Here is a 24,877-nt window from a genome sequence, read left to right on the forward strand (position 1 = left end):
TAGACCGACCGCAACCAACCCAAAGCTGCAGTCGGCTAGATGCCGTCATGGTCTGGGTTCGTGGAGCAACGGAGGGTCAATTGTGCTTCGGCAGGTGGTCAAGCTTGCTCGGGCGGCAACACCATCACAAATAGCGCTCATTGGACTAGAACGGACTATTTTCATAGGGGTAGCGCTGCATGAACATTTTTAGGACTAGTTCAAGTCTTTCAGAAGATTCGTTCGATACGAGATGACGAAGCTGATTTGACGTAAACTTTGCCATTACCATCCGCAACTCCATAGCAGAGAACTCATGAACAACATCATTCATCTTCATTGAGGCAACAATTGATTCTGGCACATAGTTTTTTTCATCGGAATTCGAGAGAATGGTAGTAATTAAATCCTGTTCCAAGGAAAAATTGGTTCCAGCAGGGACATTCAAAATTTTTCTGAGCGTTAAATGCTCTGAAGGTATTTCTCGATCATCAATTAATCTACCTGCCTGAGAGATGCCGTAAAACTCTGTAATTGCTGACCTGCTTTTTCTATCAAGTTTGCTGTTGTGTATCGAGCATGAGGAGAAGCGGGTGGTGGTTGTCGGTGGATAAGCGACAATTGATGGTATGTGAATTTGAAGTAGACACTCGATAATATCAGGTCGACCGGTAAATATTGACAACGCAGATGTTCTTTTTTTAATCTCCTTTAATTTGCTCTGGATAATATCTCTCGAATGGTCAGGTGTCAGCCCCATAGTCAGGCCGTTGTGTGAAAACCCTAACTTTGTCACGTCTACCGCTATTACTCCGAAGGCATGTTTTTCTTCATACTTCTTGGGCATGCGTAAGATTATTTGATCTCTAGCTTTTACAAGGTTGTCTTTAAGGTTGCGCGCGCCCGCTATCCTTTTGCACTCTACAAAAAAAGCGTGCTTATCCGTGACAGCTACGATGTCAGTATCTGTGCTGATATCCACTGTACATCCAGATTGGCAAAAGTAGCTTGCAATCCGTAGCTCGAATTGTGTATCTCTTGACTCGGTATTTTTGTCCAGCGCTGCAAAATCAGTGCCGCTAACTATCTTTTCTATTTTTTCCTCAATGCCCTTCGGCACATGATTTTTCAACCCTCGTAATATCCACATTAGCTCATGAGCTTCTCTCAACAAATACAACTGCCAATCAAGAGAGCTTTTGAAACGCGCATCGTTGACGTTTTTGAAAATCTTCTTTTCGTCAATGGCATTCCCTTCTGCCAACTGAACGAAGTATTGCGCGTATCGCGCGATGCGAGTGTTGTGAGTCTTGATTCCGAGACTATCTACAAACTCCTTGAATTCCAATAAGTCTTTCGCGTGGTCATCAAAACTTATTGCCGGTAAGGTTTTTTCAGGCAATTTATAAGACCGTTCTTCTTCAATCACTCTACTTTCCTTGTTTAGCTGGTTTTCGTTGTTAAGCTTTCTGGCCTACTCGATCGAATCCAGTCTATGTTGATGAACGGCAGCTACGGGTCGATAGCGGTCACACTCGGTCGGCAGCTTTCGACCCATTGCGGACGGTGGGGTGCGATCAAGCCAGTCTGCTGATTACGGATTTCTACAATACCCATAGACCGCTCGCGAGAGTCCTGTGGCGAGGTATTAGAAGTATGGGTCTGCCGCTTGATTTACTCATCCTTTCTTTTGCGGGTGAAATGTATTCGCTCATTTATTTCCTGTGTTACCCCGTCATAACCCGGAAAGAGTCTCGATGGGCCATAGCCTTGATCTCTAAGATAGCGAGCCACCTTTTCAGACTCGGTATTTGACAAGGTTACTTTGAGGAGCATATTAGCAGTGCCGGTAGACATTAGGGCTCTAAAAAAATCTTCAATCTGTTTCTCCAAACCGTACTCGGCTCGATTCGCACTATTTAGCAAATCGCTGGCCAACGATTTGATACTGCCTGGCTGGCTCGTCCAATGAGTAAACAGCCCCTGTTGAGCAGCTAAATTTGGATTTCCGTCGTATGGTGGTGTTACAAGCTTCAACGGAAACTCGGGGAAGGGCATGGACATCGGATGTAATTTCGCAGCATCATAAACCTGATGCAACGTTCCAACCGCTTCTGTATTGAGCCCCCAGATACAGAACCTCCCATCACGTTTGAATCCAGACTGCGGGCCCTCTAGTTTAGGAAGAGTCGCAAAAAAAGCGGCTACAAGGGGATTATAACTCCAGTCGAGCAGACGGGTTGGTATACCATAATGCTGCGCCAGCGCAGCAGCTTCCAACATGTCATCAGGAAGCCAAACTGCATCTTCGATCCAGTTTGCCATAGTAGAAAACTCGGTCTTCTTATAATGAAGGTTGCGCAAGGTTTTTGAAGGAGGCACCGGCAATCCGTGCATATCAGATTGTCTGTAAAAATCTCTGATAAGTTGATATTCGACTAAAGCCAATATGCAAGGCGAGTTCGTGTGCTCGGGATGAGTCTCCAAAAAGATATTCATTTTCTTGCGCATCCCTTCCCGCTCGCTTTCTCTAAGCGCAAACGGGATCAACCCATGCTCGGCATTACGCTGCCCCCGAAAAATATAATCTTTCAAGTCAATGCCTTTGTGTTGCTCAGACCATGGAAGTAAGAAATCCATGAAGTCTTCTGCTGTGCTTAGGTGTTTCTCGTAAACAAGATTACTCACTTTACATCCTTGTTTGAAATAGTTATGGAGATGGCAGTGTTGTCAATGCCAACCCTCAGCCGGAGAAGAGAAAAGTACAATGTGCGCGGTTTGCTCGCCACCTGTGTGAGTGGCTGCTTCTGGCCGATGGCTGTCCTCCCCTAAGGGCAGCAATGGGTCGATAGCGGTCGTCTGTAAAAGGCTGCTTCGAGACATTTTGTGCCACCCCTGTCTTCTGCAGCAGACGTCCTCTCGCATAGCAGCAATCGATAGGGCCCCAAAATTCCCGATTCGATTCCACAGAGATCCATAACTAGCTGATTTTTTATAGATACCCTTTGAGGTACATCAAAAAATCCACCAAATTCCAGTCCCGCCAAAATCGGGGCCTAACAGCCAACAACCGTTCGTATGGTGCCAAAACAAATGCTCACAGAACTGCGGGCCAATCATCCCACCTCGCAGCAAACCTGACGCCACTGCACGTTACAAATCCACGCCTTTGCGACGTTGACGCCCCCAGCCAGCTACCTATAATGCACCCCAACACACCCGCCAAGCCTAGGTTGACACAGTCAGCAAGCTCAAATCGTGCGGGTTTTTTTTTGCCTGGAGAAAACTACATGAGGCCCTTCGACAAGCCGGCCCTCAGCGTAGAACAGCAATTGGATCTGCTGAAGCAGCGGGGCCTTCGCGTTGCGAACGATGATCGGGCCCTGCGCTTTCTCGAAGTGGTCACGCTGTTTCGCCTGAGCCCCTACATGCGCCCGTTTCAGGAAACTGGCCCTGAGCACACCTTCAAGCCTGAAAGCACACTAAAAGCCGTGGCCGACATCTACCGGTTCGACGGCGCGTTAAGACGTCTGACGATGGACGCCATCGAGCGCGTCGAGGTTGCCATACGCGCTGCAATCAGCAATCACATGTGCCCAGCTTATGGGCCAGACTGGATAGCCGACGCTTCAGCCTTCACCTCGAACTACGCACATGCTGACCTGCTCCGCCCACTGCGCGAGCAATTGAAAAAGGAGCGTGGTCGGCTTGAGCGGGAAATTGCTCGTATCAAAAACAGTCGGCACGCTGAAGATATTCAACAGCAGCGGATCGAAAATCGCATGCGCGATAACTACTTCCGCTTTTACGGCTCGACTTATGCTCAACCCGAACTGCCACCGGCCTGGGCGGTACTTGAAGAGTTGAGTCTGGGATCAGTCTCCACTCTGTTCAGTGCCATCGGGAGAAGTGCCGACAAAAAGGCAATCGCCAATCGATTCAAACTGCCCTTCGACGTTTTTGCCTCCTGGCTGCATACCCTGACGTTCATTCGAAACTGTTGTGCTCATCACGCTCGACTGTGGAACCGGGAACTGGCCATTCGGCCCTCACTGCCTAAGCAATGGGTCATTCCACAGGTAGCCAATGAACGGCCGCAGCCGAAACAACGCCTCTACATCGTGTTGACGATGTTGGCCTACCTCACGGATTTGATTAGCCCGGATAGTCGATGGAAGTTTCGCCTTGAAGCGCTGATGGATCAGCAAGAGGCGGGCAACTTGGGAGTCATGGGGTTTCCCAACAATTGGAAAGCACAACAGCAATGGTGCTTGGCGTAGGCCACCGTCTTGCTTTCAAAAAGGCTCACCTTGCGGTGAACCTTTTGTTTCCCGCGTTTTAGAGCGTCTGCTCTCGCGTCATCGGCACGTTTTCGATGCCGTCCAATACTGCGTCAACCAGTCCTTTTGCCATCTCGGCTGAGTGCAAGGTCGCCCAGAGCAGACCTTTTTTTGGCATGTCGTGAATATGCTCGCTGGCTTGTTGCGCGGTGTCGTAGATGCTCTGAAGCAGGAGCGAGACATGGACGAGGGCGTCTTCGGCGTTGATACCGGAGCGCACGGCGAAGAGTGGGGCGTGGCCGGCGTCGCAGAGGCCGAAGGCGGTGGTGGCAGTCTTGCCGAAGGGGGATTGCGGGGGATCGGGGACGATCTTCGTCATGGTGAAACTCCTATTGGTAATGGAGCTATCACCGTCTGCGACCAAACAGAATGGTGACAGCTGTACGCAGGTTGGTCGACCGGGACAATAGGTAAACCCGGCAGGCACAAGGCCTCCCGCGCACAGCCGCCAAAGCACGAGCGCACGGACGCACAAAACGTCAGTACTCGCGTTATAGAGCTGTCTATTGTTCGTTCGGGCGACCAAGCCCGATCGCTGATGTGCAGCGACCGGGAAAGCCTACGCGGGCTGTCCAGGCAAGGCAAGGTGGGACATGTAACGCGGCCTCGGGATCGTCCCCCCACTGCATTCATCCCTTGCTCAGCAACGCTTCGCCGTAACGCCGTACCCCCCGCCTCAACCCCCAGCATCGGCTCCGCGTACCCCATGGCCCGCAGTTGGGCAATGTGAGGCGTTTCACAGCCTAAACCTGCCCTGTGGATAAACCTTAATCCGGGTCAACCTTGCGTGCATCGACCGCCAGCGCCTTGGCTACACTTGTCTGAACTCGGCGCACACAGGAACACAGGGACGTGAATATTCGCACCAAGATCATTGCCTCGGGCCTGATCAGCCTGTTTGCCGCGCTGCTGCTCGGCGGCATCGGCCTGCAAGGCTACGCGACCACCGCGACGGCCCTGAGCCAAAACGAAACCAGCATCTCGGCCATGCGCAACCACATGGAAGCGGACATGATGCACGACGCGATCCGCGCCGACGTGCTCGCCGCCCTGCTGGTCAGCCCCGCCGACAGTCAGGGCGCCGAGCAGGTGCGCAAGGACTTCGACGAGCATGCACAGTGGATGCGCAAGGTGATCCAGGCCAACGCCGACGCCGCCCTGCCCGCCGAGATCGGCAGCGCCATCAGGGCCTTGCAACCGCAGGTCGAAGCCTACATCGGCACCGCGCAAAGCGTGATTGACAGCGCGCTAGGGTCGGCCCAGGACAGCGCGGCGCTGCGCAGCACCTTCGATGCCGCGTTCAGTGCCCTCGAAGTGCGCAACGAAGCCCTGAGCACCCAGATCGAAGACCAGGCCGCCCAGTCGCGCCAACATCAGGACGCCAGCCTGCAAAGCGCCAGCCGCTGGCTGACCCTGAGCCTGGTAGCCGCCTGCGTCATACTCGGCTTCCTCAGTTGGCACCTGCTCAAGGCGGTGCTCGGCCCGTTGAACCGGATCATCGACAGCACCCGGGCGATTGCCCATGGCGACTTGCAGCGCGAGATCGGCCCAGCCGGCAACGACGAGATCGGCCAGTTGCAGAAGGTGATCGAGGACATGCAGCGCAACCTGCGGCAGATGATCGCCACCATTCGCAGCGAGAGCGACGACCTGCACAGCACCTCGCGCACCCTGGGCGACACCGCCCGGCAGATCGTCGCCAGCGCCGACCAGCAGGCCGACAGTGCCACCAGCATGGCGGCAAGCATGGAGCAGATGATGGCCAACATCACCCAGATCTCCGCCCACGCGCACAGCGCACGGGTGATTTCGGCCGAGTCGGAACAGCTGGCCAGCAGCGGCGGCCAGGTGATTCTCGGGGTAGTCGAGGGGATGAACCGGATCGCCGAAGTGGTCAGCCAGTCGTCGGGCAATATCACCGCGCTGGATGCCTCGTCGGAGGATATTCATTCGATCATTCAGGTGATCAAGGGCATCGCCGAGCAGACCAACCTGCTGGCGCTCAACGCGGCCATCGAGGCGGCGCGGGCCGGCGAGGCCGGGCGCGGGTTTGCCGTGGTCGCCGACGAGGTGCGCAACCTGGCGACGCGCACCACCCAGTCGACCCAGGAAATTTCCGCGATGATCGAGCGCATCCAGAACAGTGCGCGCGATGCGGTGGCGAACATGCAGTCGTGTGTCAGCCGGGTCGACGAAGGGGTGACGCTGGCACGCCAGGCCGGGGTGTCGATCAACGAGATCCGCGAGGGCGCGCATCATGCAGCGGCGATGGTCGAGGAGATCTCGCAGACCATCGGCGAGCAGTCCAAGGCCAGCGACGAGATGGCCCAGCGGGTGGAAGTGATTGCCGAGAAGTCGCGGACCAATACCCATTCGATGCAGGACCTGCGGATGACGGCGGAGCGGCTGAATGAGGCGGCGGAGTCGATGCAGTCTTCGGTGCAGCGGTTCAAGATCTGAGGAGGCCGCATCGCGGGACGAGCCCGCTCCCACAGGGTGCAGCGGGGTATCTGCTGTTCTGTGGGAGCGGGCTTGTCCCGCGATCTGCCGCGCAGCGGCAGCGGCTGTTCGCGTATCATCCGCCACCCTTGTTCCGGCTCACATGGATGTCCGATGAAACCCGCCGCACGCCTGCTCTGTGCCCTGCTTCCCGCGATCTTTGCCTTGTACCTGCCCAGCGCCAGCGCGGCCGGCTTCGACTGCGGCAAAGCCGTCACCCTGCTCGAACACGCAATCTGCGATACCCCCTCGCTGTCGGCCAAGGACGAGCAGCTCACCGCGCTCTACGCGCCACTGAAAAAGCAGAAGATTTTCCGCGAGCTGGAAACCCGCTGGCTCAAGGACGTGCGCAACGTGTGCCAGACCGCCGCCTGCCTGGAAGCAGCCTACGACCTGCAGATCCGCCAGTTGACGCCGCAACCGCCACGCACCGAGGTCGATCCGAACACCCTCAGGCCACTGCCCGACGGCCAGCGCTACCGCGAAGTGCGGGACGAGCCCTGGCCGCGCTTCAGCCTGGCAACCCTTCCCGGTTTCGACCCGGAAAACACCAGCGCGCAACTGGTCGACCTGACCCTGCACAACGGCGTGCTGCACGCGCTGGTGTTTCTGATTACCGGCACCGATGGCGAAGCGATGGTGGTCGAACGCAGCTACCTCACGCCGCTCAAAGGCACCCTGCTGGAATACTCAGACGCCCGCGGCGACTGGTACGAGATCGCCCGCGACGTGCGCTTCGCCGGCTGGAACACCAGCACCTACAACGATCAGGGCGAACGCTATGCCGGGGTTCAGGACGGGGTCTTCTATTACCGCCAGCGCACCCAGGGCAACCTGCAACAGGCCATGGCCTACACCCTCGACAGCCGCCAGCCGCCGCAGCCAAGCACCCAGCTGTACTCGGCGCTGTCGAACACCCTGCGCCACGCCAAGGCGCGCGTGCTCGGCAACCTGAACATCGACAATAACGGCCTCAAGCTGCACTACAACCGCTCGGCCGGCCAGGGCATCGAAGAGGTGATGGAGCACGACGCCGGGGGCTGGAGCCTGGTCAACCCGACCTGGAGCGAAACCCGCCCGGTGCTGTACTTCGACAACAGCGGCGGCTTCGCCTGCGTCTGGCGGGTGGACCTGGCGAACAAGGTGCTGTCGAAGATCGTCCCCGAGCATGAAGCGGTGTCCGCCCACCCGCTGGAGGTCAACGGGCGTGAGGCGGTGCTGTATATCGACGTCGATCAACTGAAGATTGCCCTGTCACCGGCGTACTAATGCCGGGCTTGCCACCAGCGCGTTGCTTCAGCGCCACCCCAACCATCCGATCAACATGAACGCCAGCTGAAAGCCGAGGATCATCAACACACAGCCCAGCCAGCCCCACGGTGTCCAGACCAGCGCCGGCAACAGTGCGCCGGCACTCCCGCCCAGGTAATAGCAGGTCAGGTAGCGTCCGATCGCCCCCGCCTTGTGCTCACCCGCCGAGCGCGCAATAAACGCATTGGCCGCCGCCTGCGCGAGAAACACGCCGGTCGAGCTCAAGGCCAGACCGAGCACGATCAGCCACAACTGCGCCAGCAGCGTCAGCCCGCTCCCCAGCAACCCCAGCCCAGCCGCCAGCAGCAACAGATGCCGCGGCGGCCGGGCCCTGGCCAGGCGCCCGGCGATCGGCGTGACCACCAGCGCCAGCAGAAACACCGCATAGATCGAACCCAGCGCCGCCGTGCCGAGCAAGAACGGCGCCTGACTCAGGTACAGCCCCACATAGGTAAACGACGCCACCTGCGAGAACAACACGCAAAAGCCTACCGCACAGGCCGACCACAGCGGCCAGCCAAACCGCCGCCCGGCAACCCGCCGCCGCATCATCGGCGCCGGCCCCGGCGCCAGCAGCAGGTGGATCGCCACCCCGATCAGCAATACCAGCAGCGCCAGCACCATGAACGCTTCACGCCAGCCCCAGTAATCGCTGATCAGCGCCGTGACGAAGCGCCCGGCAAAGCCGCCCAGAATGGTCCCGGCGACATACACACTGGTCACCTCGGTGACGCTGCCGCCCTGCCAGCGCTCGCCGATCAGGCCCACGCTGGTGGCGAAGATCACCGGTATCAACAGCCCCTGCACGCCGCGCCAGAACAGCAGTTCGGAAAAATTTTCGACCGTCGCCACCAGCAGCACCGGCGTCGCCAGCAACAACACTGCCGCAACGATCACCGACGGCGGCCGCCAGCGCCGCCCCAGCCAGCCCACGAACGGCGCCGTGACAGCCACCGCCAGGGTGGTGATGGTCAGGCTCCAGCTCACCTGGCGAATGTCCACGGCAAACTGCCGGGCCAGTTCGGCAAGAATGCCCTGGGTGGCGTACAACGGAAGGAAGGCCGCACAGCCGCACAGAAACAGTGCGGCCCGCGCCGCCAAAGACGGTGCCTGCATGGGAAACTCGCTACAGTGGATGCCGCCCGTTATAAACCGCCATCTTCGCCCGCGGCCAATACCGATTTTCGACCGATCGATACCTCAAGGTGATTCATGCTCGATGCACGCAAGCTGCGCTACTTCGTCGCCGTCGCCGACGACCTGCACTTCGGCCGCGCCGCACAGCGCCTGCACCTGGCGCAGCCGGCGCTGACCCGGCAGATCTCGGCGCTGGAGGCCCAGCTCGGCTTCCGCCTGTTCGAGCGCAGCAGCCGCAACGTCAGTCTCACCGGCGAGGGGCAAAGCTTCCTGCCCTACGCACGCAACGCCCTTGAACAACTGGGCCTGGCGCAGAGCATGGCCAGCAAACTGGCAGCGGGCATTGCCGGGCACCTGAGCCTCGGCTACGCCAGTTCGGTGGCACTGAGCGACCGCTTCAGCCTGGCCTTGCAGCGTTTTGCCCAGGCCTATCCGCAGATCCACCTGAACCTGGTCGAGGAAGCCTCGACGGCACAATGGGCGCAACTGCGCGACGGCACGCTGGACATCGGCCTGAGCCGCTTGCCGGCGCCGGTCGAGTACCCCGAACTGCAAACCCAGGCCCTGGAGCAGGAAGCGCTGGTGGTCGCCCTGCCCGCCGCCGACCCACTGTGTGCCCACGCCGAGGTCAGCCTGGCGCACTTGCAGGCGCGCGCCCTGGTGTTGTTCCCCAGCGACCAGGGCACCGGCCTGAACGACACCATCGAGCGCCTGTTCGGCGCTCACAACCTCAGCCTGCAACGCGGCCCGAGTGGCCGCCAGACCACCTCGATCATCGCCCTGGTGGCCGCCGGCCAAGGCGTCGCGCTGCTGCCCGCGTGTGCCCAGGCGCTGGAGAAACGTGGCGTCTGCTATCGCCCGCTGAGCGAGCCGCAGGCGCGTATCGAACTGCTGGCGATCAGCCGCAAGCAAGGTCGCTCGCCGGCCGCCGAGGCCTTCCTGCAGATCGTCGCCCAGGCCGCACCCTGAGCCACGGGCGAGGCGCAAGCACAGCGCGGATAAAACTGTTTTACCGAAATCACGGGTTTTCCGCAGCGCGGCTTTGCCTATCCTAGGAACGATCTCTCCTGTCAGCGGACGATCCATGAATCACTCGCTTCCCAGCCGCTACGCCTGCCTGGCCGGCTGCCTGCTGTTTACTGCCATCAGCGCGTTTTTCCTCAGCACTCACGCCTGGCTCTGGCCGTTCACGGTGACCACCGCGCTGCTGAGCCTGGTCGGCCTCAACGATCTGCGTCAGCGTCACCACGCGGTGCGCCGCAACTACCCGATCCTGGGCAATATCCGTTACCTGATCGAAACCATCCGCCCGGAAATCCGCCAGTACCTGCTCGAAGGCGACGACGACAAGCTGCCGTTCTCCCGCGCCCAGCGCTCGCTGGTGTACGCCCGGGCGAAGAACGAAAGCGCCGAGAAAGCCTTCGGTACGCTGCACGACGTGTACCGCCCCGGCTTCGAATTCATCGGCCACTCGATGCTGCCGGTGCAAACGCCCGACCCGGCGTCGTTTCGCATCGCCATCGGCGGCCCGCAGTGTCGCCAGCCGTACTCGGCGTCGATCTTCAACATTTCGGCGATGAGCTTCGGTGCGCTGAGTGCCAACGCCATCGGCGCGCTGAACAAGGGCGCGCGGCTCGGGCGCTTTGCCCACGATACCGGCGAGGGCAGCATCAGCCCCTATCACCGCGAACACGGCGGCGACCTGATCTGGGAAATCGGCAGCGGCTACTTCGGCTGTCGCACAGCCAGCGGCCGCTTCGACCCGCAGCGCTTTGCCGAGCAGGCGTGTGATCCGCAGGTGAAGATGATCGAGCTCAAGCTCAGCCAGGGCGCCAAGCCCGGCCACGGCGGGATCCTGCCGGGGCACAAGGTGAGCGCGGAAATCGCCGCCACCCGTGGCGTGAACATCGGCGAGGACTGCATCTCGCCAGCCGCGCACAGTGCCTTCGGCACGCCGCTAGAGCTGCTCAGCTTCATCGCTCAGTTGCGCGAGCTGTCTGGCGGCAAACCGGTGGGCTTCAAATTCTGCCTCGGCCATCCGTGGGAATTCATGGGCATTGCCAAGGCGATGCTGGCGACCGGCATCGTCCCCGACTTCATCGTCGTCGACGGCAAGGAAGGCGGTACCGGCGCCGCCCACCGCGAGTTCAGCGACAACATCGGCGTGCCGATGCGCGAAGGGCTGATGTTCGTGCACAACACCCTGGTCGGGTTGAACCTGCGCGACAAGGTGCGCATCGGCGCTGCCGGCAAGATCGTCAGCGCTTTCGATATCGCCAGCGTGCTGGCCATCGGTGCCGACTGGGTCAACTCGGCGCGCGGCTTTATGTTCGCTATTGGCTGCATCCAGTCGCAAAGCTGCCACACCAATACGTGCCCGACCGGGGTGGCCACCCAGGACCCGCTGCGCCAGCGCGCGCTGGTGGTCCCGGAAAAGGCCGAGCGGGTGTTCAGCTTCCACCGCAACACCTTGCACGCGCTGGCCGAGATGCTCGCTGCGGCAGGCCTGGAGCACCCGGCCGAGCTCAAGCCCAAGCACCTGGTGCGGCGGGTCAGCGCCAGCGAGATCCGCCTGTTTTCGCAGTTGCACACCTTCCTCAAGCCCGGCGAATTGCTCAGCGGCTCGATCGACAGCGCGTTCTATGCGCGGATGTGGCGGATGGCCCGCAGCGACAGCTTCGAGCCGGAGACGGGCGAGGCGCCGGCGATTGCCCTGGCGCCGCGCCGAAAAGCAACAAACCCGGCCTAGGCCGGGTTTGCTGGGAGACGCCGAGCGGTCTTAGAAGACGTTGATCGGGTACTCGACAAATACGCGGACTTCGTTGCCGTCGTCGTTGTAGGTGCCATTGCGCTGAACGCTGTTGGAGGTACGCAGGATCGAGTTACGCACTTTGATCGACAGGTCCTTGGCTGGGCCTTCCTGAACCACGTACTTGATCTGGTTGAACAGCTCGCGCTCTTTACCTTCGCCGAAGCCGTGGGTGTTGATGTTGTCACCACGCACGTAGGCGATCTTGTAGGTCAGGCCCGGTACGCCGAAGGCGCCGAAGTCCAGACCGTAGCCCAGCTGCCAGGAACGCTCGTCTTCAGCGTTGAAGTCGGACCAGTAGGAGTTGGCCAGGTAGATGGTCGAACCACCGTCACCCACGCCATGGTCGTTCTGGTAGTAGCCGTACTGGTAGCCAGTGCTGCCGGTGCTGCGCTGGTGTGCCAGGGTGATCGAGTGCGGGCCGAAAGCGTAGGTAGCGGCCAGGCTCCAGATGGTGTTCTGGTCGCCGGTCAGGCCGGCATCACGCACGTACTTGTCTTTCAGGCTCGAACGGTAGCCGTTGAAGTCCAGGGTCAGCGACTGGTCGGCAGCGATCGGCTGAACGTAGTTCACGCCCAGGTAGTGCTTGCGCAGCACGTCTTCGACGTTGGAGGTGTAGACCGAAGCGCTCAGTTGCGAGTTGAACTTGTAGCTACCACCGAACACGTTGATCGCTTTCAGGCCGCTGTCACGCGACTCTTCGCTCTTGCGCGCTTCGGCGGTGAAACGACCGGCGTTCAGCTCCAGACCTTCGATTTCGTTGGAGGTGATCATGGTGCCGGTGAAGCTTTCTGGCAGCAGACGGCTGTCGTCGTATTGCAGCACAGGCAGCTGTGGCATCTGGTCGCCGTACTTCAGCACGGTGTTGGAGACACGGAACTTGACCGCACCGCCAGCACGCGCGATGTCGTGCTGCAGGTTGCCGCTGTCGCCACGACGGAAGAAGTCGATACCGGCGCCGCCGGCGTGACCCGAGCCACCGTCCAGACGCACGGCGTACAGACCGAACACGTCAACACCCACACCGACGGTGCCTTGGGTGAAGCCGGAGTTGAAGGTGGTGATGACGCCTTGGCCCCACTGCATCTGGTCCTTGGTGTGGTGTTTCTTGTCACGCTCGATGTAAGCGTTACGCAGCAGCACTTTCATGCTGCTGTCTTCCTGGAAGCCCTTGGCGTTGGCCTGGTCATTGGCCATGGCTTGAGTCGCCGCGCACAGCCCCAGCGCGATCAAACTGATTCGAGTTTTCAACAACATCTTATTTTCCTTATTTCTTAGTCAAAGACGCTCTGCGACCGACGCCAGGAACCACGCCCCCTGCGTGGGTTGACGCTCACGGGTCTGAAAATGAAAAGCCCGCGTGCGAGTGATCGCAGCGGGCCTTTTATTCTGGACTCTTGGCCGGTGGGCCTACAGGCGTTGGCCGAATCCTAGCCGTGTGCGGATCGGCATGTCAAAAATTCGTGAACATTTGATGACTAGCGCTCTGGATCGCAGCTATTGAGCCCACAAAACCCGCCGTTGGCAGCCGAATCGGCTGCGTTGTAGTCGAATTGCTGCTCCAGCCAATCGACAAATGCCTCTGGTTTTCCCAGAAACGGACTGATGTCGATCAGTTGCAAACGGCCGTCGCGTTCCAGCACCAGGGTCGGGAAGCCCTGGCCGCCGACGCTGTTGAGAAAGGCCCGGCTGGTGCGGATATGGCCGTTGCTGTCGACGTTGGCCAACGCCGCTGCAAACGCCTCCTCAGGCAAGCCCAACTCGGCCGCCAGCGCCTGCAGCACGTCGGCATCGGCAATCCGCCGGCCTTCGACGTAATGCGCATGCTGCACGCGCGCCAGCATCGCCAGCCCGGCATCGGCGATCTGCTGGGCGGCCAGCACTGCGGCAATCGGCGGCTGCGAGTCGAACATCGCATTGCTGTCGCGCAGCAATCCTTCGAAATACGCCTGGCCAAACGGCTGCCCGGTGAACTCGGCGATGCGTCGGTCATGCGGCATCACGTAGTCGCGCAGTTGCGCCGAAACCGCCTGGCGATTGGTTCCGGCCATCATTCCGCCACCGTGCATCAGCACCGGCAGCACTCGCGCGGCGGCAGTCACCAGCGGCTCGGCGCCATAGCACCAGCCGCACAGCGGGTCGTAAACGTAATGAAGGGTGGTGTGGGCTGGCATGGGTGACTCCGCTTCTACAAAAGGACTGCGCTCAGGGTAGAGGCAAACGCTTGCACGAAAAACGCTGCAACGAAGGCAGGTTTGTTGCGCAGATCGTTCAAATCAATCAAAGAAATAATTCGTCACAAATACCTATTTGTTGATTGAACAAACAATTAACATCTGTAAATGCCAAGCATTATCATTCATATTCTTTTTTAATCCCCTCCAATAAAACCTCCGGACCTCTGCCAATCATGCGTGCCCCTTGCCGCCTTTCGCCCCTGACCCTGGGCTTGTCCCTGCTGTTCACTTCCAGTCTGGCCGTGGCGGCCAGCACGACCCTGCCCGAGCTGTCGGTCACTGCCGACGCCGAGCAAGATCGCGAACGCGATGACCCGCGGGTAAAGGAGGTCACCACGGCCACCCGTACCTCGACCCCGGCACGCTACGTACCGCAGGCCATCGACTCGGTGAAAACCAGCAACCTGCTCGATTACGGCACCAACAGCCTCGGCAAAGCCCTGAGCGGCATTCCCAACGTCAGCAATGCGGCCGACACGCGCTTCGACAGCGTGCGTATCCGCGGTTTCGAGGCGAGCAACGATTTCTACCTGGACGGCATTCGCGACGACAGCCAATACGTGCGCGACCTCAACAACATCGAGCGCGTCGAAGTGCTCAAGGGCCCGGCCGCCGTGCTCTATGGCCGTGGCAGCCAGGGCGGGATCATCAACCGGGTGAGCAAGGCGCCGGAGTTCGGCCGGCGTTCCACCGTCACCGCCCAGGGTGGCAGCCAGGACCTGCGCAGCCTGTACACCGACCTGAGCGTCGACCCGAGCGAAAACATCAGCCTGCGGCTGAACATGGGCAACGAGGACAGTAACAGCTTCCGCAAAGGCATCGACGGCAACCGCCAGCTGTTCGCCCCGTCCATGAGCTGGCAACTGACCCCCGACCTGAACTGGCTGGTGCAATACGAGTACAGCCGCTACAACCGCACGCCGGACCGCGGTATCCCTGGCAACCCGCTGACCGGCCGCCCCGTGGATGTGAGCCGCAGCACCACCTACGGCGACACCCAGCGCGACTACATCGATGACCGTGCCGAATCGCTGCGCTCACGCCTGAACTACCAGCTCAACGACAGCTGGCAAGTGCGCCACACCCTTGGCCTGTTCACCCTGGCCAGCGACTTCGACAACACCTACATCGCCGGCTACAACCCGGCGACCGGCCTGGTGTCACGCCAGCGCTGGCAGCAGGACCTGGACACCCGCAACCTGTTCAACACCGTCGAGCTGGAAGGCAACTTCGCCACCTTTGGCGTAGAGCACACCTTGCTCACCGGCCTGGAATTCGGCGAGCAGCGCCGTAACTCGTTGCTGCGCAACGGCAGCAACGTACCCGCGGTGAACGTCTTCAACCCGGACCAGGGCCGTCAGCACAATGGGGTGATGGCCATCTCCAGCGACAACCACACCACCGTCGAAAGCCGTGGCTTGTACCTGCAGGACCAGATCCAACTGAACGATCAGTGGCAGTTGCTGGCCGGCGTGCGCTTCGACCAGTTCGACGTGGAGACCACCAGCAAGCTCAACGGCCGCAGCGAGCAGCAGAACAGCAACAGCACCAGCCCGCGCTTCGGCGTGGTCTGGACCCCGCTCAAGGATCACTCCTTCTACGCCTCGTGGAGCAAGACCTTCTCGCCGGTCGGCGGTGGCCTGATCGGCATCACCCCAGGCGCGGCGGGCAACACCAACGAAACCAGCCCGGAGCAGACCAAGCAGAAGGAAATCGGGGTCAAGAGCGACTGGCTGGATGAGCGCCTGAGCACCACCCTGGCGGTATACGAGCTGGAGCTGTACAACCGCCGTACCCGTGACCCGCTCGACTTGAATCGCTACATCCTGACCGGCCTGCAGCGTTCGCGCGGTATCGAGCTGACCGCCACCGGCAAATTGGGCGGCGACTGGTATGTGCGCGGCGGCATCGGTTTGCAGGACGCGACCATCGTCGACGACAGCGAAGGCAACGCCGGCAACCGCATCAACGATGTGGCCAAGCGCAACGGCAGCCTGTTCATCACCTGGAAGCCGGAAATGGGCTGGTATGCGGAAACCGGCGTGACCCTGGTCGGCCAGCGCTATGCCGACACCAAGAACACCGTGGTGCTGCCAGGCTATGGCACCTGGGATGCACTGGCCGGCTACCGGACCAAGGACTGGGACCTGCGCGCGGCGCTGAACAACATCGCCGACAAGACCTACTACGCCTCGGCCACCAGCACCTCGCAGATCCAGTTTGGCGATCCGCGCAGCCTGGTGGTGACGGGCACCTACTCGTTCTGATCCCATCCTGACTGTCGCCCTGTGGGAGCTGGCCACCACCTGCGCAGGCTGAGATAGAAAAAAGCGCAAAAAAAGGGCGTCGCTGCCAAGACAGCGACGCCCTTTTCATTTCTCGACCGGTCAGTCCATCAGCTGTGCCAGACCCCGAGCAGCGCTTCAATCTCTGCGTCGGTGATCAAGCCCGCGGGATAACGATCAATCAACATCCTTCTTGGTTCGGTCTTCCTGACCCGGTGCGCGTCACTGCGTTTCAACCATTGCACCAGGAGTTGGAGCGATTCGTGATTCACGACTGATGGGTGCGAAGCCGGCTCACGTGCTGCATTCATTTACACACGTACTCCCCAGAAGCGTGAGCGGCAACGTTAATCGAATTTTGTGACAGGACTGAGTAGCCCCGCCCGCAATTCCAGATACCCAAAAATTGATACAAGACGTGTGCCAGTACAGCTGCCGACCGTCGCCACAGGCAAAAAAAAACCCGTCGCGAGACGGGCTTTTTTCTTTCGCAGAATCAGCGCGTTACTGGCGCCGGTTGCTGTTGGGTCAGACAGTGGATGTTGCCACCGCCGAGCAACAGCTCGCGGCCCGGCACCATGACCACCTGATGGGCCGGGAACAATTTGGCCAGAATCGCTCTAGCCTCGGCATCTGCCGGGTCGTCGAAGCTCGGGGCGATGATCCCGCCATTGACGATCAGGAAGTTCACATAGGAACCGGCCAGGCGAACCGACGGGTTGCGCTCCTGGCTGCCATCGACCGGATCGACCCCAGCGCACTCTTCTTCGGTCGCGAACAGCGGGCCCGGAATTGGCATCTTGTGCACTACAAAAGAGCGACCTTTAGCGTCCTTCTGGCTTTCGAGCACCGCCAAGGCCGCACGGCAGCGTGCATAGTTGGGGTCCTTCGAATCATCGGTCCAGGCCAGTAACACTTCACCTGGGCTGACGTAACAACAGAAGTTGTCGACATGGCCGTCGGTTTCGTCGTTGTACAGGCCTTCCGGCAGCCAGACGATGGTCTCCACCGCCAGCTGCTCGCGCAGGATCGCTTCGATCTGCTCGCGGTTCAGGTGCGGGTTGCGGTTGTGGTTGAGCAGGCACTCTTCGGTGGTGATCAGGGTGCCTTCGCCGTCGACGTGGATCGAGCCGCCTTCGAGCACAAAGCCCTCGGTGCGGTAGCGGTCGCAGCGCTCGGTTTGCAGCACCTTGGCCGCTACCTGCTCGTCACGGTTCCACGGCGCGTACAGGCCGCCTTGGAAACCGCCCCAGGCATTGAAGCCCCAGTGCACGCCACGCACTTCGCCGCCATCGTTGACGACGAAGGTCGGGCCGGTGTCGCGGACCCAGGCGTCGTCGTTGCTGATTTCCACCACGCGGATGTTCGGCGTATCGCCCAGGCGCGCCACGGCGTTTTCGTACTGGCCGGCGGAGACGCCAACGGTCACCGGTTCAAACTGGGCAATCACCTTGGCCACTGCCACGTGGGCCGCTTGCGCAGGCTTGCCACCCAGGCGCCAGTTGTCCGGGCGCTCGGGCCAGATCATCCAGACCTGGGTTTGCGGGGCCCATTCGGCCGGCATGTGGAAGCCATCGGCACGCGGGGTGGAGGTCAGGGTTTTCATAGGCGGACCTTGCTGTGGCCCGTCGCGGCCCGAGGCGCGGCGGGTGGGTTGAATTCAGGACTCAAGCTTATTCAGATCGACGTGCTGCACAAGCACGCCTGTGTGGACGCATTTATATCCGATATATATCGGCTTTGAAAGCAATAGCAACAACCGCCTAACCGAAAAAAGCCGGATAAGCCGATAACAATCGAATTAACCGGCTAACGGTTGCAGCCTAGAGCCCTTCGGCCAACACACGCTCGATGCTGTCGACAAAGTAGTCGACGCTGGCGCGCGTGGTGCACATCGGCGGCTTGATCTTGAGGATGTTCAGGTAATCGCCGGTCGGCTGCATGAAGATGCCCAGTTCGCGCAGGCGATTGCAGAGGATCGCGGTTTCTTCGCTGGCCGGTTCCAGGCTGGCGGGGTCGCGGACCAGCTCCAGGCCCAAGTAGAAGCCGGAGCCATGCACCGCACCGGCCAATGGATACTTATCCACCAGCGCCTGCAAACGGGCCTTGAAGTGCCCACCGACGACACGGGCGTTTTCCCACAGGCCTTCTTCGGCCATCACGTCCAGCACCGCCATGCCGATCCGGCAACTCACCGGGCTGCCGCCGGCCGAGGAGAAGAAGTAGCCCTCGGCTTCCAGTGCCTCGGCGATCTCGCGGCGGGTAATCACCGCGCCCAGTGGCTGGCCGTTGCCCATGCCTTTGGCCATGGTGATGATGTCCGGCACCACGCCCTGCTCCTCGAAGCCCCAGAAGTACTCGCCAAGGCGGCCATAGCCCACCTGCACCTCGTCGGCGATGCACACGCCGCCGCGCGCGCGAACCTTGCCGTACACCTGTTGCAGGTAGCCCGGTGGCAGCGGGATGCCGCCCGCGTTGCCATAGACCGGCTCGCAGATGAAACCGGCCAGCTGGCGCTGCTCGGCATCCAGCCGGGCCAGGGTTTCGTCGACGTTGCGCACGTAGTCGGCGGTGCTGTCGGCACCGCGGAAGGCGCCGCGGTAGGTATTCGGCGCGGTCACCGGGTGCACCCAGTCAGGACGCGTGCTCAGCGCTTGCGGGTTGTCGGCGATCGAGGTGGAAATCGCGTCGGTGGCCACCGACCAGCCGTGGTAGGCCTCCAGCACGCTGAGCATGTCGCGCCCGCCGCTGGCCGCCCAGGCCAGGCGAATCGCCAGGTCGTTGGCCTCGGTGCCGCTGTTCACCAGGAACACCCGGTCCATGCCTTCCGGCGCCAGCGCCAGCAGCCGCTCGGAAAACTCGGCGATGGCGGCGTAGTGGAAGCGCGAGTTGGTATTGAGCAGCGACCATTGCCGGGCCGACTCGGCCACCATCCGCGGGTGGCCATGACCGAGTACCGCGACGTTGTTGAGCATATCGAGGTAGGACCGGCCCTGCAGGTCGATCAGGTAATTGCGCCAGCCGCGTTCGATCTGCGGTGGCTGTTCGTAGTAATGCTTTTGCGAACGGGCAAAGCTGGCGTCGCGGCGAGCCAGCAGCGCTTGCGAATCGGGCAGCGGCGCGGCATCGCAGTCAACGCCCAGCACCGCCCGTGGCGACGGGCACACGACCTGCCAGGCGCGGGCCCGGGACGGTTCGACGAACGCCGGCGGACGCAGGCCGGGCACCCGGCAAAGCTGTACGCTCAGCAACTCGCCGGCCTTGCCGAGCAATTGCCCCGGTTCCAGCGACTGGCCGTCACGCGGCGTCTCGCTCAACCCCGTCAGCCAGAGGCTCGCCTCGGCGCCTTCCAGGCACCCGCTGCCGGCCTCGGCCTGGCGCCAGAGGCCATTGAACGGCGCCTGCAGCGCGGTGCCAGCGGCGAGGTGCAGTTCGACATGCAGGGCACAGGTACGCGGCTCCCGAGGATTATCGATATGGGTTTGCGACAGGCGGAACTGTGCGTACAGCGAACTGGCCGGCGCCTCTGCGGCGCGCAGCAACTGCTGGTCGATCCCGAGCTGTTCCCAGTTACCGGCGTTGAACTGCTCGCTGAGCACGCCCAGGTCGACCCGGGTTACCGGTTGGCTGGCCAGGGCCGGCAGCAGCGGCTTGACGTTGGCCAGTTTCAATTCACAGGTGGCAGTGCCGGTCGCCTGCAGAATCGCTGCTTCCATCAGCGCAAACGGCACGCTGCTGGCGACATCGAAGATTTCCCATTCATGCGTGAGGTTGTCGCGGCTGTAGGCGTTGCCGGGGTCGACGCTGACCTGCTGCTCGCCACTGAGCACCAGCACCGCCGCACGCGCCACGATCATTGGCCACAGCGCCTTGAGTTCGGCCGCGCTCAACGGGTTGAGGGCATGGTAGGCGGCCACCGCCGGCAGGATGCGCAGCGGATCGCCCTCGGCATGGTGCAGCAACGCCGCGCAGGTGACCGCCAGGTCGGCGATGCGCCAGGTATGCAGCAGGTCGCCGAAGTCGATCACCCCTTGCAGTTGCCACTGGCGCTGCGCGTCGCGCTGCCAGACGGCGTTGTCATCGGTGATGTCCAGATGCACGGCCTGCGTCGGTAGCGCCGCCAACAACGGCGCGAGCACGGCGTTGGCCTGCTCGGCGGCAGCCTGCACGCGGGCCTTGCGTGGCCCCTCGGGCAGTACCGGCAGCAGGTGGGCGATCAGGGCCTGGGCGTGTTTCGGGTCCCATTGCAGGGTTCGTTCGAGGCCTTCATGGCTGAAATCGGCAAGGGCCTGGTCGACCCGCGCGCACAGCGCACCAAGCTCGGCGATCAGGCGTGGCTCCAGGTAGTTGAAGCGGGTCAGGGTTTGGCCGTCGATATACTCCAGCAGCCGCGCCCGTACGGCCTGGCCATCGATGTTCAGCGCCAGCAGTTGCTCGCCGCCAAGCGCTGCCCGCACCGCTGGCACCGGCACGCCACGCTCGCGCAGGTAACCCAGGGCCGCATGCTGGGCCTGCAGTTCCTGCACGGCATAGTCGCCATGGCAAATCTTCAGGACGAAGCGCCCGCTGGTGCTGTCGACCCGGAAATTCAGGTCCTGCTGGCTGCCCAGGGCCTGCAGTGTGCCACTGAGGCCATAGTGCTGTTCCAGCAGCCGAGCAGCGTCGGCGTCGCTGATGTGCGGAGTGGGCAAGCTGGAACGATGGATCAGGGTGTGCAACGGCATGGGACGAGCCTCGATTTTTTTGTCGCTTATATCGCCACCGCTCCTGCCGATAAGCAAGAGGAGCCGACAAAACGTTGACCGCCGTCAGGCGCAAACTCCGTATTACGCTTGCACCGGCAGAACGCTGGACACAAGCTATCCACCTTACGACAGGCACCAAAGGCATATCGACATGCGCATTCTCATCACCGGCGGTGCCGGATTTATTGGCTCGGCGCTGATCCGCGAACTGATCGGCCATACCGAGCACGAAGTGCTCAACCTGGACAAGCTGACCTATGCCGGCAACCTCGAATCGCTGAGCAGTATCGCCAGCAACAGCCGCTACGAATTCGTCCAGGCCGACATTGTCGACCAGGCCACGGTCAGTGCCGTGCTGGCGCGTTTCCAGCCGCAGGCCATCATGCACCTGGCAGCCGAATCGCATGTAGACCGCTCTATCGACGGCCCGGCAGCGTTCATCCAGACCAACATCGTCGGGACCTACAGCCTGCTCGAAGCAGCCCGCAGCTACTGGTCGGGCCTGCCGGCCGCCGAGCGGGCGGCGTTCCGCTTCCATCACGTCTCCACCGATGAGGTCTACGGCGACCTGGACGGTGTCGACGAGCTGTTCAGTGAAACCACGCCCTACGCCCCCAGCTCGCCGTATTCGGCCAGCAAGGCGGCGTCCGACCACCTGGTCCGCGCCTGGCAGCGCACCTATGGCCTGCCGGTGCTGGTGACCAATTGCTCGAACAACTACGGACCGTTCCACTTCCCGGAAAAACTCATCCCGCTGATGATCCTCAACGCTCTCGCCGGGAAACCCTTGCCGGTTTATGGCAACGGCCAGCAGGTGCGCGACTGGCTCTATGTCGAGGACCATGCGCGGGCGCTGCTCAAGGTACTTAGCGCAGGCAAGGTTGGCGAAACCTACAACATCGGCGGGCATAACGAGCAGAAGAACATCGACGTGGTGCACGCCCTCTGTGCCCTGCTCGATGAGCTGGCGCCACAGCACCCGGCTGGCATCAGCCGTTACGCCGAGCTGATCAGCCATGTCCAGGACCGCCCTGGGCACGACCTGCGTTACGCCATCGATGCCAGCAAGATCGAGCGCGAGCTGGGCTGGGTGCCGGCCGAAACCTTTGCCTCCGGCCTGCGCAAGACCGTGCAGTGGTACCTGGCGAACCTCGACTGGTGCCAGCGTGTGCAGGATGGCAGTTACCAGGGCCAGCGCCTGGGCAATAGCGACTTCAAGGACCTGATTGCATGACCAAAGGTATCGTTCTGGCGGGCGGCTCCGGCACCCGCCTGCACCCCATCACCCTGGGGCTCTCCAAACAGCTGCTGCCGGTCTACGACAAGCCGATGATCTATTACCCGATCTCGGTACTGATGCTGGCCGGCATCAATGAAATCCTGATCATCTCGACCCCACAGGACCTGCCTCAGTATCGCCAGCTGCTTGGCAACGGCAGCCAGTTCGGCGTGCACTTCAGCTACGCCGAGCAACCCTCGCCGGATGGCCTGGCGCAGGCGTTCCTGATCGGCGAGTCGTTCATAGGCAACGACTCGGTGTGCCTGATCCTGGGTGACAACATCTTCCACGGCCCGCACTTCAGTGAACAGTTGCGGCGCGCTGCCGCCCACCCGAGCGGCGCAACCGTGTTCGGCTATTGGGTCAAGGACCCGGAGCGCTTCGGCGTCATCGACTTCGACAAGAACGGCCAGGCCCTGTCGATCGAGGAAAAACCGGCCAAGCCAAAATCCAGCTATGCGGTTACCGGCCTGTACTTCTACGACAACGACGTCATCCGTATCGCCCGCGAGATCACCCCCTCGGCGCGCGGCGAGCTGGAAATCACCGACGTCAACAACGCCTACCTCGAACGCGGTGACCTGCGCGTCGAGCGCTTCGGGCGCGGTTTCGCCTGGCTCGACACCGGCACCCATGACAGCCTGCTGGAAGCCTCGCAGTACGTGCAGACCATCGAGCATCGCCAGGGCCTGAAGGTCGCCTGCCTGGAGGAAATTGCCTTCCAGCAGGGCTGGATCGACGAAGCCCTGCTGCTGGAGCGCGCCAAGGCCTTCGGCAAGACCGGCTACGGCCAGTACCTCTATAGCCTGAGCGGAGAACACCGATGGAAGTGATCGAAACCGAGCTGCCCGGCGTGCTGATCCTGCAGCCACGGGTGTTCGGCGATGCGCGTGGCTTTTTCTACGAAAGCTTCAACGCTCAGGCGTTCCGCGACAAGACCGGCATCGACACGTCATTCGTCCAGGACAACCATTCGCGCTCGGCCAAGGGCGTGTTGCGTGGCCTGCATTATCAACTGCAGAACACCCAGGGCAAACTGGTCCGGGTCACCCAGGGCGAAGTCCTGGATGTGGCTGTCGACCTGCGCCGCAGTTCGGCCCACTTCGGCCGCTGGGTAGCCATCCGCCTGTCGGCACAGAACTGCCGTCAGCTGTGGGTGCCGGAAGGTTTCGGGCATGGCTTCGTGGTGCTCAGCGACAGCGCCGAGTTCCTCTACAAGACCACCGACTACTACAACCCTGCCGCCGAGCGCTGCATTCGCTGGGACGACCCGGACCTGGCCATCGACTGGGAACTGGAAGCGCCGCCGCAGCTTTCGGCCAAGGACCAGGCCGGCGCCTGGCTCAAAGATGCTGAGTTGTTCGCATGAGCACCACGCCCCTGAAAATCCTCATCATCGGCCAGCACGGCCAGGTCGCCCAGGCCCTGCAAGCGCAGTTGCGCGACCTTGGGCCATTGCATGTGCTGGGCCGCGCGCAACTCGACCTGAGCGCGCCGCAGCGCATCCGTGAACAGGTCCGGGCGATTCAGCCGCAGTTGATCATCAATGCCGCCGCGCACACCGCCGTGGACCAGGCCGAAAGCGAACCGCAACTGGCCTTTGCGATCAACGCCGAGGCCCCTGGCATCCTGGCCGAAGAAGCCGCGCGCCTGGCGATCCCGTTGATCCATTACTCGACCGACTACGTGTTCGACGGCGCCAAGCCGACGCCGTACAGCGAAGACGATCAGCCCAACCCGCTGAGCGTATACGGACAGAGCAAACTCGCCGGCGAACAGGCCGTCGGCAACGTGGGCGGGGCACACCTGATCCTGCGCACCAGTTGGGTCTACTCGCGCAGCGGGCGCAATTTCCTGCTGACCATGCAGCGCCTGCTGCAGGAAAAACCCGAGCTGCGGGTGGTCGCCGACCAGATGGGCGCCCCCACCTGGGCGGGCACCATCGCCAGCAGCACCCGCCAACTGATCGAACGCTGGCAGGCCGGCCAGGCCGGCGCCTGGGGCACCTACCACCTGACCGCGCAGGGCGAAACCTCCTGGTTCGGCTTTGCCCAGGCCATCGCCGAACAGCTCAAGGCGCAGGGCAAACCGTGCGCCCGGCTGCTGCCGATTCCCTCCAGCGACTACCCGACGCCAGCACGCCGACCGCTCAATTCGCGGCTCGACTGCAGCCGCCTGCAACGTAACTGGCAGGTCAGCCAGCCAGACTGGCAGCAAGCGCTGATCGACTGCCTGAAGTAGCGCATAATGCGCCAG

At 61.4% G+C, this 24,877-nt stretch carries 18 protein-coding genes and 1 pseudogene; 11 read left to right on the plus strand and 8 right to left on the minus strand.

The features are described 5' to 3' along the window. Positions 1-145 precede the first annotated feature (145 nt). Together DCO48_RS13030 and DCO48_RS13035 are read right to left on the minus strand one after the other, a co-directional pair. The gene (locus tag DCO48_RS13030) at positions 146-1,408 is read right to left on the minus strand and encodes a hypothetical protein (protein WP_116551020.1); all 1,263 of its coding nucleotides are present in this window, start codon (positions 1,406-1,408) and stop codon (positions 146-148) included. Positions 1,409-1,653: 245 nt separating this feature from the next. Further along, the gene (locus DCO48_RS13035) at positions 1,654-2,667 is read right to left on the minus strand and encodes an FRG domain-containing protein (RefSeq protein WP_116551021.1); all 1,014 of its coding nucleotides are present in this window, start codon (positions 2,665-2,667) and stop codon (positions 1,654-1,656) included. Positions 2,668-3,269: 602 nt separating this feature from the next. Here DCO48_RS13035 and DCO48_RS13040 point away from each other — a divergent pair. Next, positions 3,270-4,259, plus strand: coding sequence for an Abi family protein (locus DCO48_RS13040; protein WP_116551022.1), 990 nt, complete (start codon positions 3,270-3,272; stop codon positions 4,257-4,259). A 58-nt stretch (positions 4,260-4,317) separates the two neighbouring features. Here the strand turns inward: DCO48_RS13040 and DCO48_RS13045 are convergent, their stop codons facing one another. After that, on the minus strand, positions 4,318-4,638 hold the full coding sequence (locus tag DCO48_RS13045) for a DUF6124 family protein (RefSeq protein WP_116551023.1): 321 nt from the start codon (positions 4,636-4,638) through the stop codon (positions 4,318-4,320). A gap of 803 nt (positions 4,639-5,441) precedes the next feature. Between DCO48_RS13045 and DCO48_RS23245 the strand changes: the two are divergent. From DCO48_RS23245 to DCO48_RS13055, 3 genes and pseudogenes are all read left to right on the plus strand, one after another. Further along, positions 5,442-5,924, plus strand: a pseudogene (locus DCO48_RS23245) (HAMP domain-containing protein); the annotation flags it as partial. Between the two features lie 141 nt (positions 5,925-6,065). Further along, positions 6,066-6,779 carry a methyl-accepting chemotaxis protein gene (locus DCO48_RS23250; protein WP_371919506.1) on the plus strand — a complete coding sequence of 238 codons (714 nt, stop codon included), beginning with the start codon at positions 6,066-6,068 and terminating at the stop codon, positions 6,777-6,779. A 153-nt stretch (positions 6,780-6,932) separates the two neighbouring features. Continuing rightward, the gene (locus DCO48_RS13055) at positions 6,933-8,087 is read left to right on the plus strand and encodes a lysozyme inhibitor LprI family protein (RefSeq protein ID WP_116551025.1); all 1,155 of its coding nucleotides are present in this window, start codon (positions 6,933-6,935) and stop codon (positions 8,085-8,087) included. 27 nt (positions 8,088-8,114) lie between these two features. On the opposite strand, the gene DCO48_RS13060 is transcribed toward DCO48_RS13055, so the two are convergent. Next, on the minus strand, positions 8,115-9,245 hold the full coding sequence (locus tag DCO48_RS13060; RefSeq protein ID WP_116551026.1) for an MFS transporter: 1,131 nt from the start codon (positions 9,243-9,245) through the stop codon (positions 8,115-8,117). Between the two features lie 96 nt (positions 9,246-9,341). Here DCO48_RS13060 and DCO48_RS13065 point away from each other — a divergent pair, with 96 nt between their 5' ends. Together DCO48_RS13065 and DCO48_RS13070 are read left to right on the plus strand one after the other, a co-directional pair. Then, positions 9,342-10,235 carry a LysR family transcriptional regulator gene (locus tag DCO48_RS13065; protein ID WP_116551027.1) on the plus strand — a complete coding sequence of 298 codons (894 nt, stop codon included), beginning with the start codon at positions 9,342-9,344 and terminating at the stop codon, positions 10,233-10,235. Between the two features lie 115 nt (positions 10,236-10,350). Continuing rightward, positions 10,351-12,015, plus strand: coding sequence for an FMN-binding glutamate synthase family protein (locus DCO48_RS13070; RefSeq protein ID WP_116551028.1), 1,665 nt, complete (start codon positions 10,351-10,353; stop codon positions 12,013-12,015). Positions 12,016-12,045: 30 nt separating this feature from the next. Here the strand turns inward: DCO48_RS13070 and DCO48_RS13075 are convergent, their stop codons facing one another. Continuing rightward, on the minus strand, positions 12,046-13,329 hold the full coding sequence (locus DCO48_RS13075) for an OprD family porin (RefSeq protein WP_116551095.1): 1,284 nt from the start codon (positions 13,327-13,329) through the stop codon (positions 12,046-12,048). Between the two features lie 224 nt (positions 13,330-13,553). Continuing rightward, positions 13,554-14,249 (minus strand): DsbA family protein, encoded by a 696-nt coding sequence (locus DCO48_RS13080; RefSeq protein ID WP_116551029.1) that lies wholly within the window; start codon positions 14,247-14,249, stop codon positions 13,554-13,556. 236 nt (positions 14,250-14,485) lie between these two features. On the opposite strand from DCO48_RS13080, the gene DCO48_RS13085 reads away from it, so the two are divergent. Next, positions 14,486-16,579: a TonB-dependent siderophore receptor gene (locus DCO48_RS13085; protein WP_116551030.1), complete on the plus strand. Its 2,094-nt coding sequence runs from the start codon at positions 14,486-14,488 to the stop codon at positions 16,577-16,579. A 514-nt stretch (positions 16,580-17,093) separates the two neighbouring features. On the opposite strand, the gene aguA is transcribed toward DCO48_RS13085, so the two are convergent. Both aguA and DCO48_RS13100 read right to left on the minus strand, forming a co-directional pair. Next, complete coding sequence (aguA, locus tag DCO48_RS13095; protein ID WP_116551032.1) at positions 17,094-18,203, minus strand: agmatine deiminase; 1,110 nt, start codon at positions 18,201-18,203, stop codon at positions 17,094-17,096. 217 nt (positions 18,204-18,420) lie between these two features. After that, positions 18,421-21,321, minus strand: a complete 2,901-nt coding sequence (locus DCO48_RS13100) for an aminotransferase (RefSeq protein WP_116551033.1) — start codon at positions 21,319-21,321, stop codon at positions 18,421-18,423. 172 nt (positions 21,322-21,493) lie between these two features. Here DCO48_RS13100 and rfbB point away from each other — a divergent pair, with 172 nt between their 5' ends. Genes rfbB through rfbD form a run of 4 tightly spaced genes read left to right on the plus strand, consistent with a single transcriptional unit; the run spans position 21,494 to position 24,862 of the window. After that, positions 21,494-22,576 carry a dTDP-glucose 4,6-dehydratase gene (rfbB, locus tag DCO48_RS13105; protein ID WP_116551034.1) on the plus strand — a complete coding sequence of 361 codons (1,083 nt, stop codon included), beginning with the start codon at positions 21,494-21,496 and terminating at the stop codon, positions 22,574-22,576. After that, on the plus strand, positions 22,573-23,454 hold the full coding sequence (rfbA, locus tag DCO48_RS13110; RefSeq protein WP_116551035.1) for a glucose-1-phosphate thymidylyltransferase RfbA: 882 nt from the start codon (positions 22,573-22,575) through the stop codon (positions 23,452-23,454). Before rfbB ends, rfbA begins: the two co-directional genes overlap by 4 nt. Further along, positions 23,445-23,990, plus strand: a complete 546-nt coding sequence (gene rfbC, locus DCO48_RS13115) for a dTDP-4-dehydrorhamnose 3,5-epimerase (RefSeq protein ID WP_116551036.1) — start codon at positions 23,445-23,447, stop codon at positions 23,988-23,990. Before rfbA ends, rfbC begins: the two co-directional genes overlap by 10 nt. Continuing rightward, on the plus strand, positions 23,987-24,862 hold the full coding sequence (gene rfbD / locus DCO48_RS13120) for a dTDP-4-dehydrorhamnose reductase (protein ID WP_116551037.1): 876 nt from the start codon (positions 23,987-23,989) through the stop codon (positions 24,860-24,862). The genes rfbC and rfbD overlap by 4 nt, the downstream gene beginning before the upstream one ends. The last annotated feature ends 15 nt before the right edge of the window (positions 24,863-24,877 follow it).

The organism is Pseudomonas sp. SDI (assembly GCF_003105155.1).
GTDB lineage: Bacteria > Pseudomonadota > Gammaproteobacteria > Pseudomonadales > Pseudomonadaceae > Aquipseudomonas.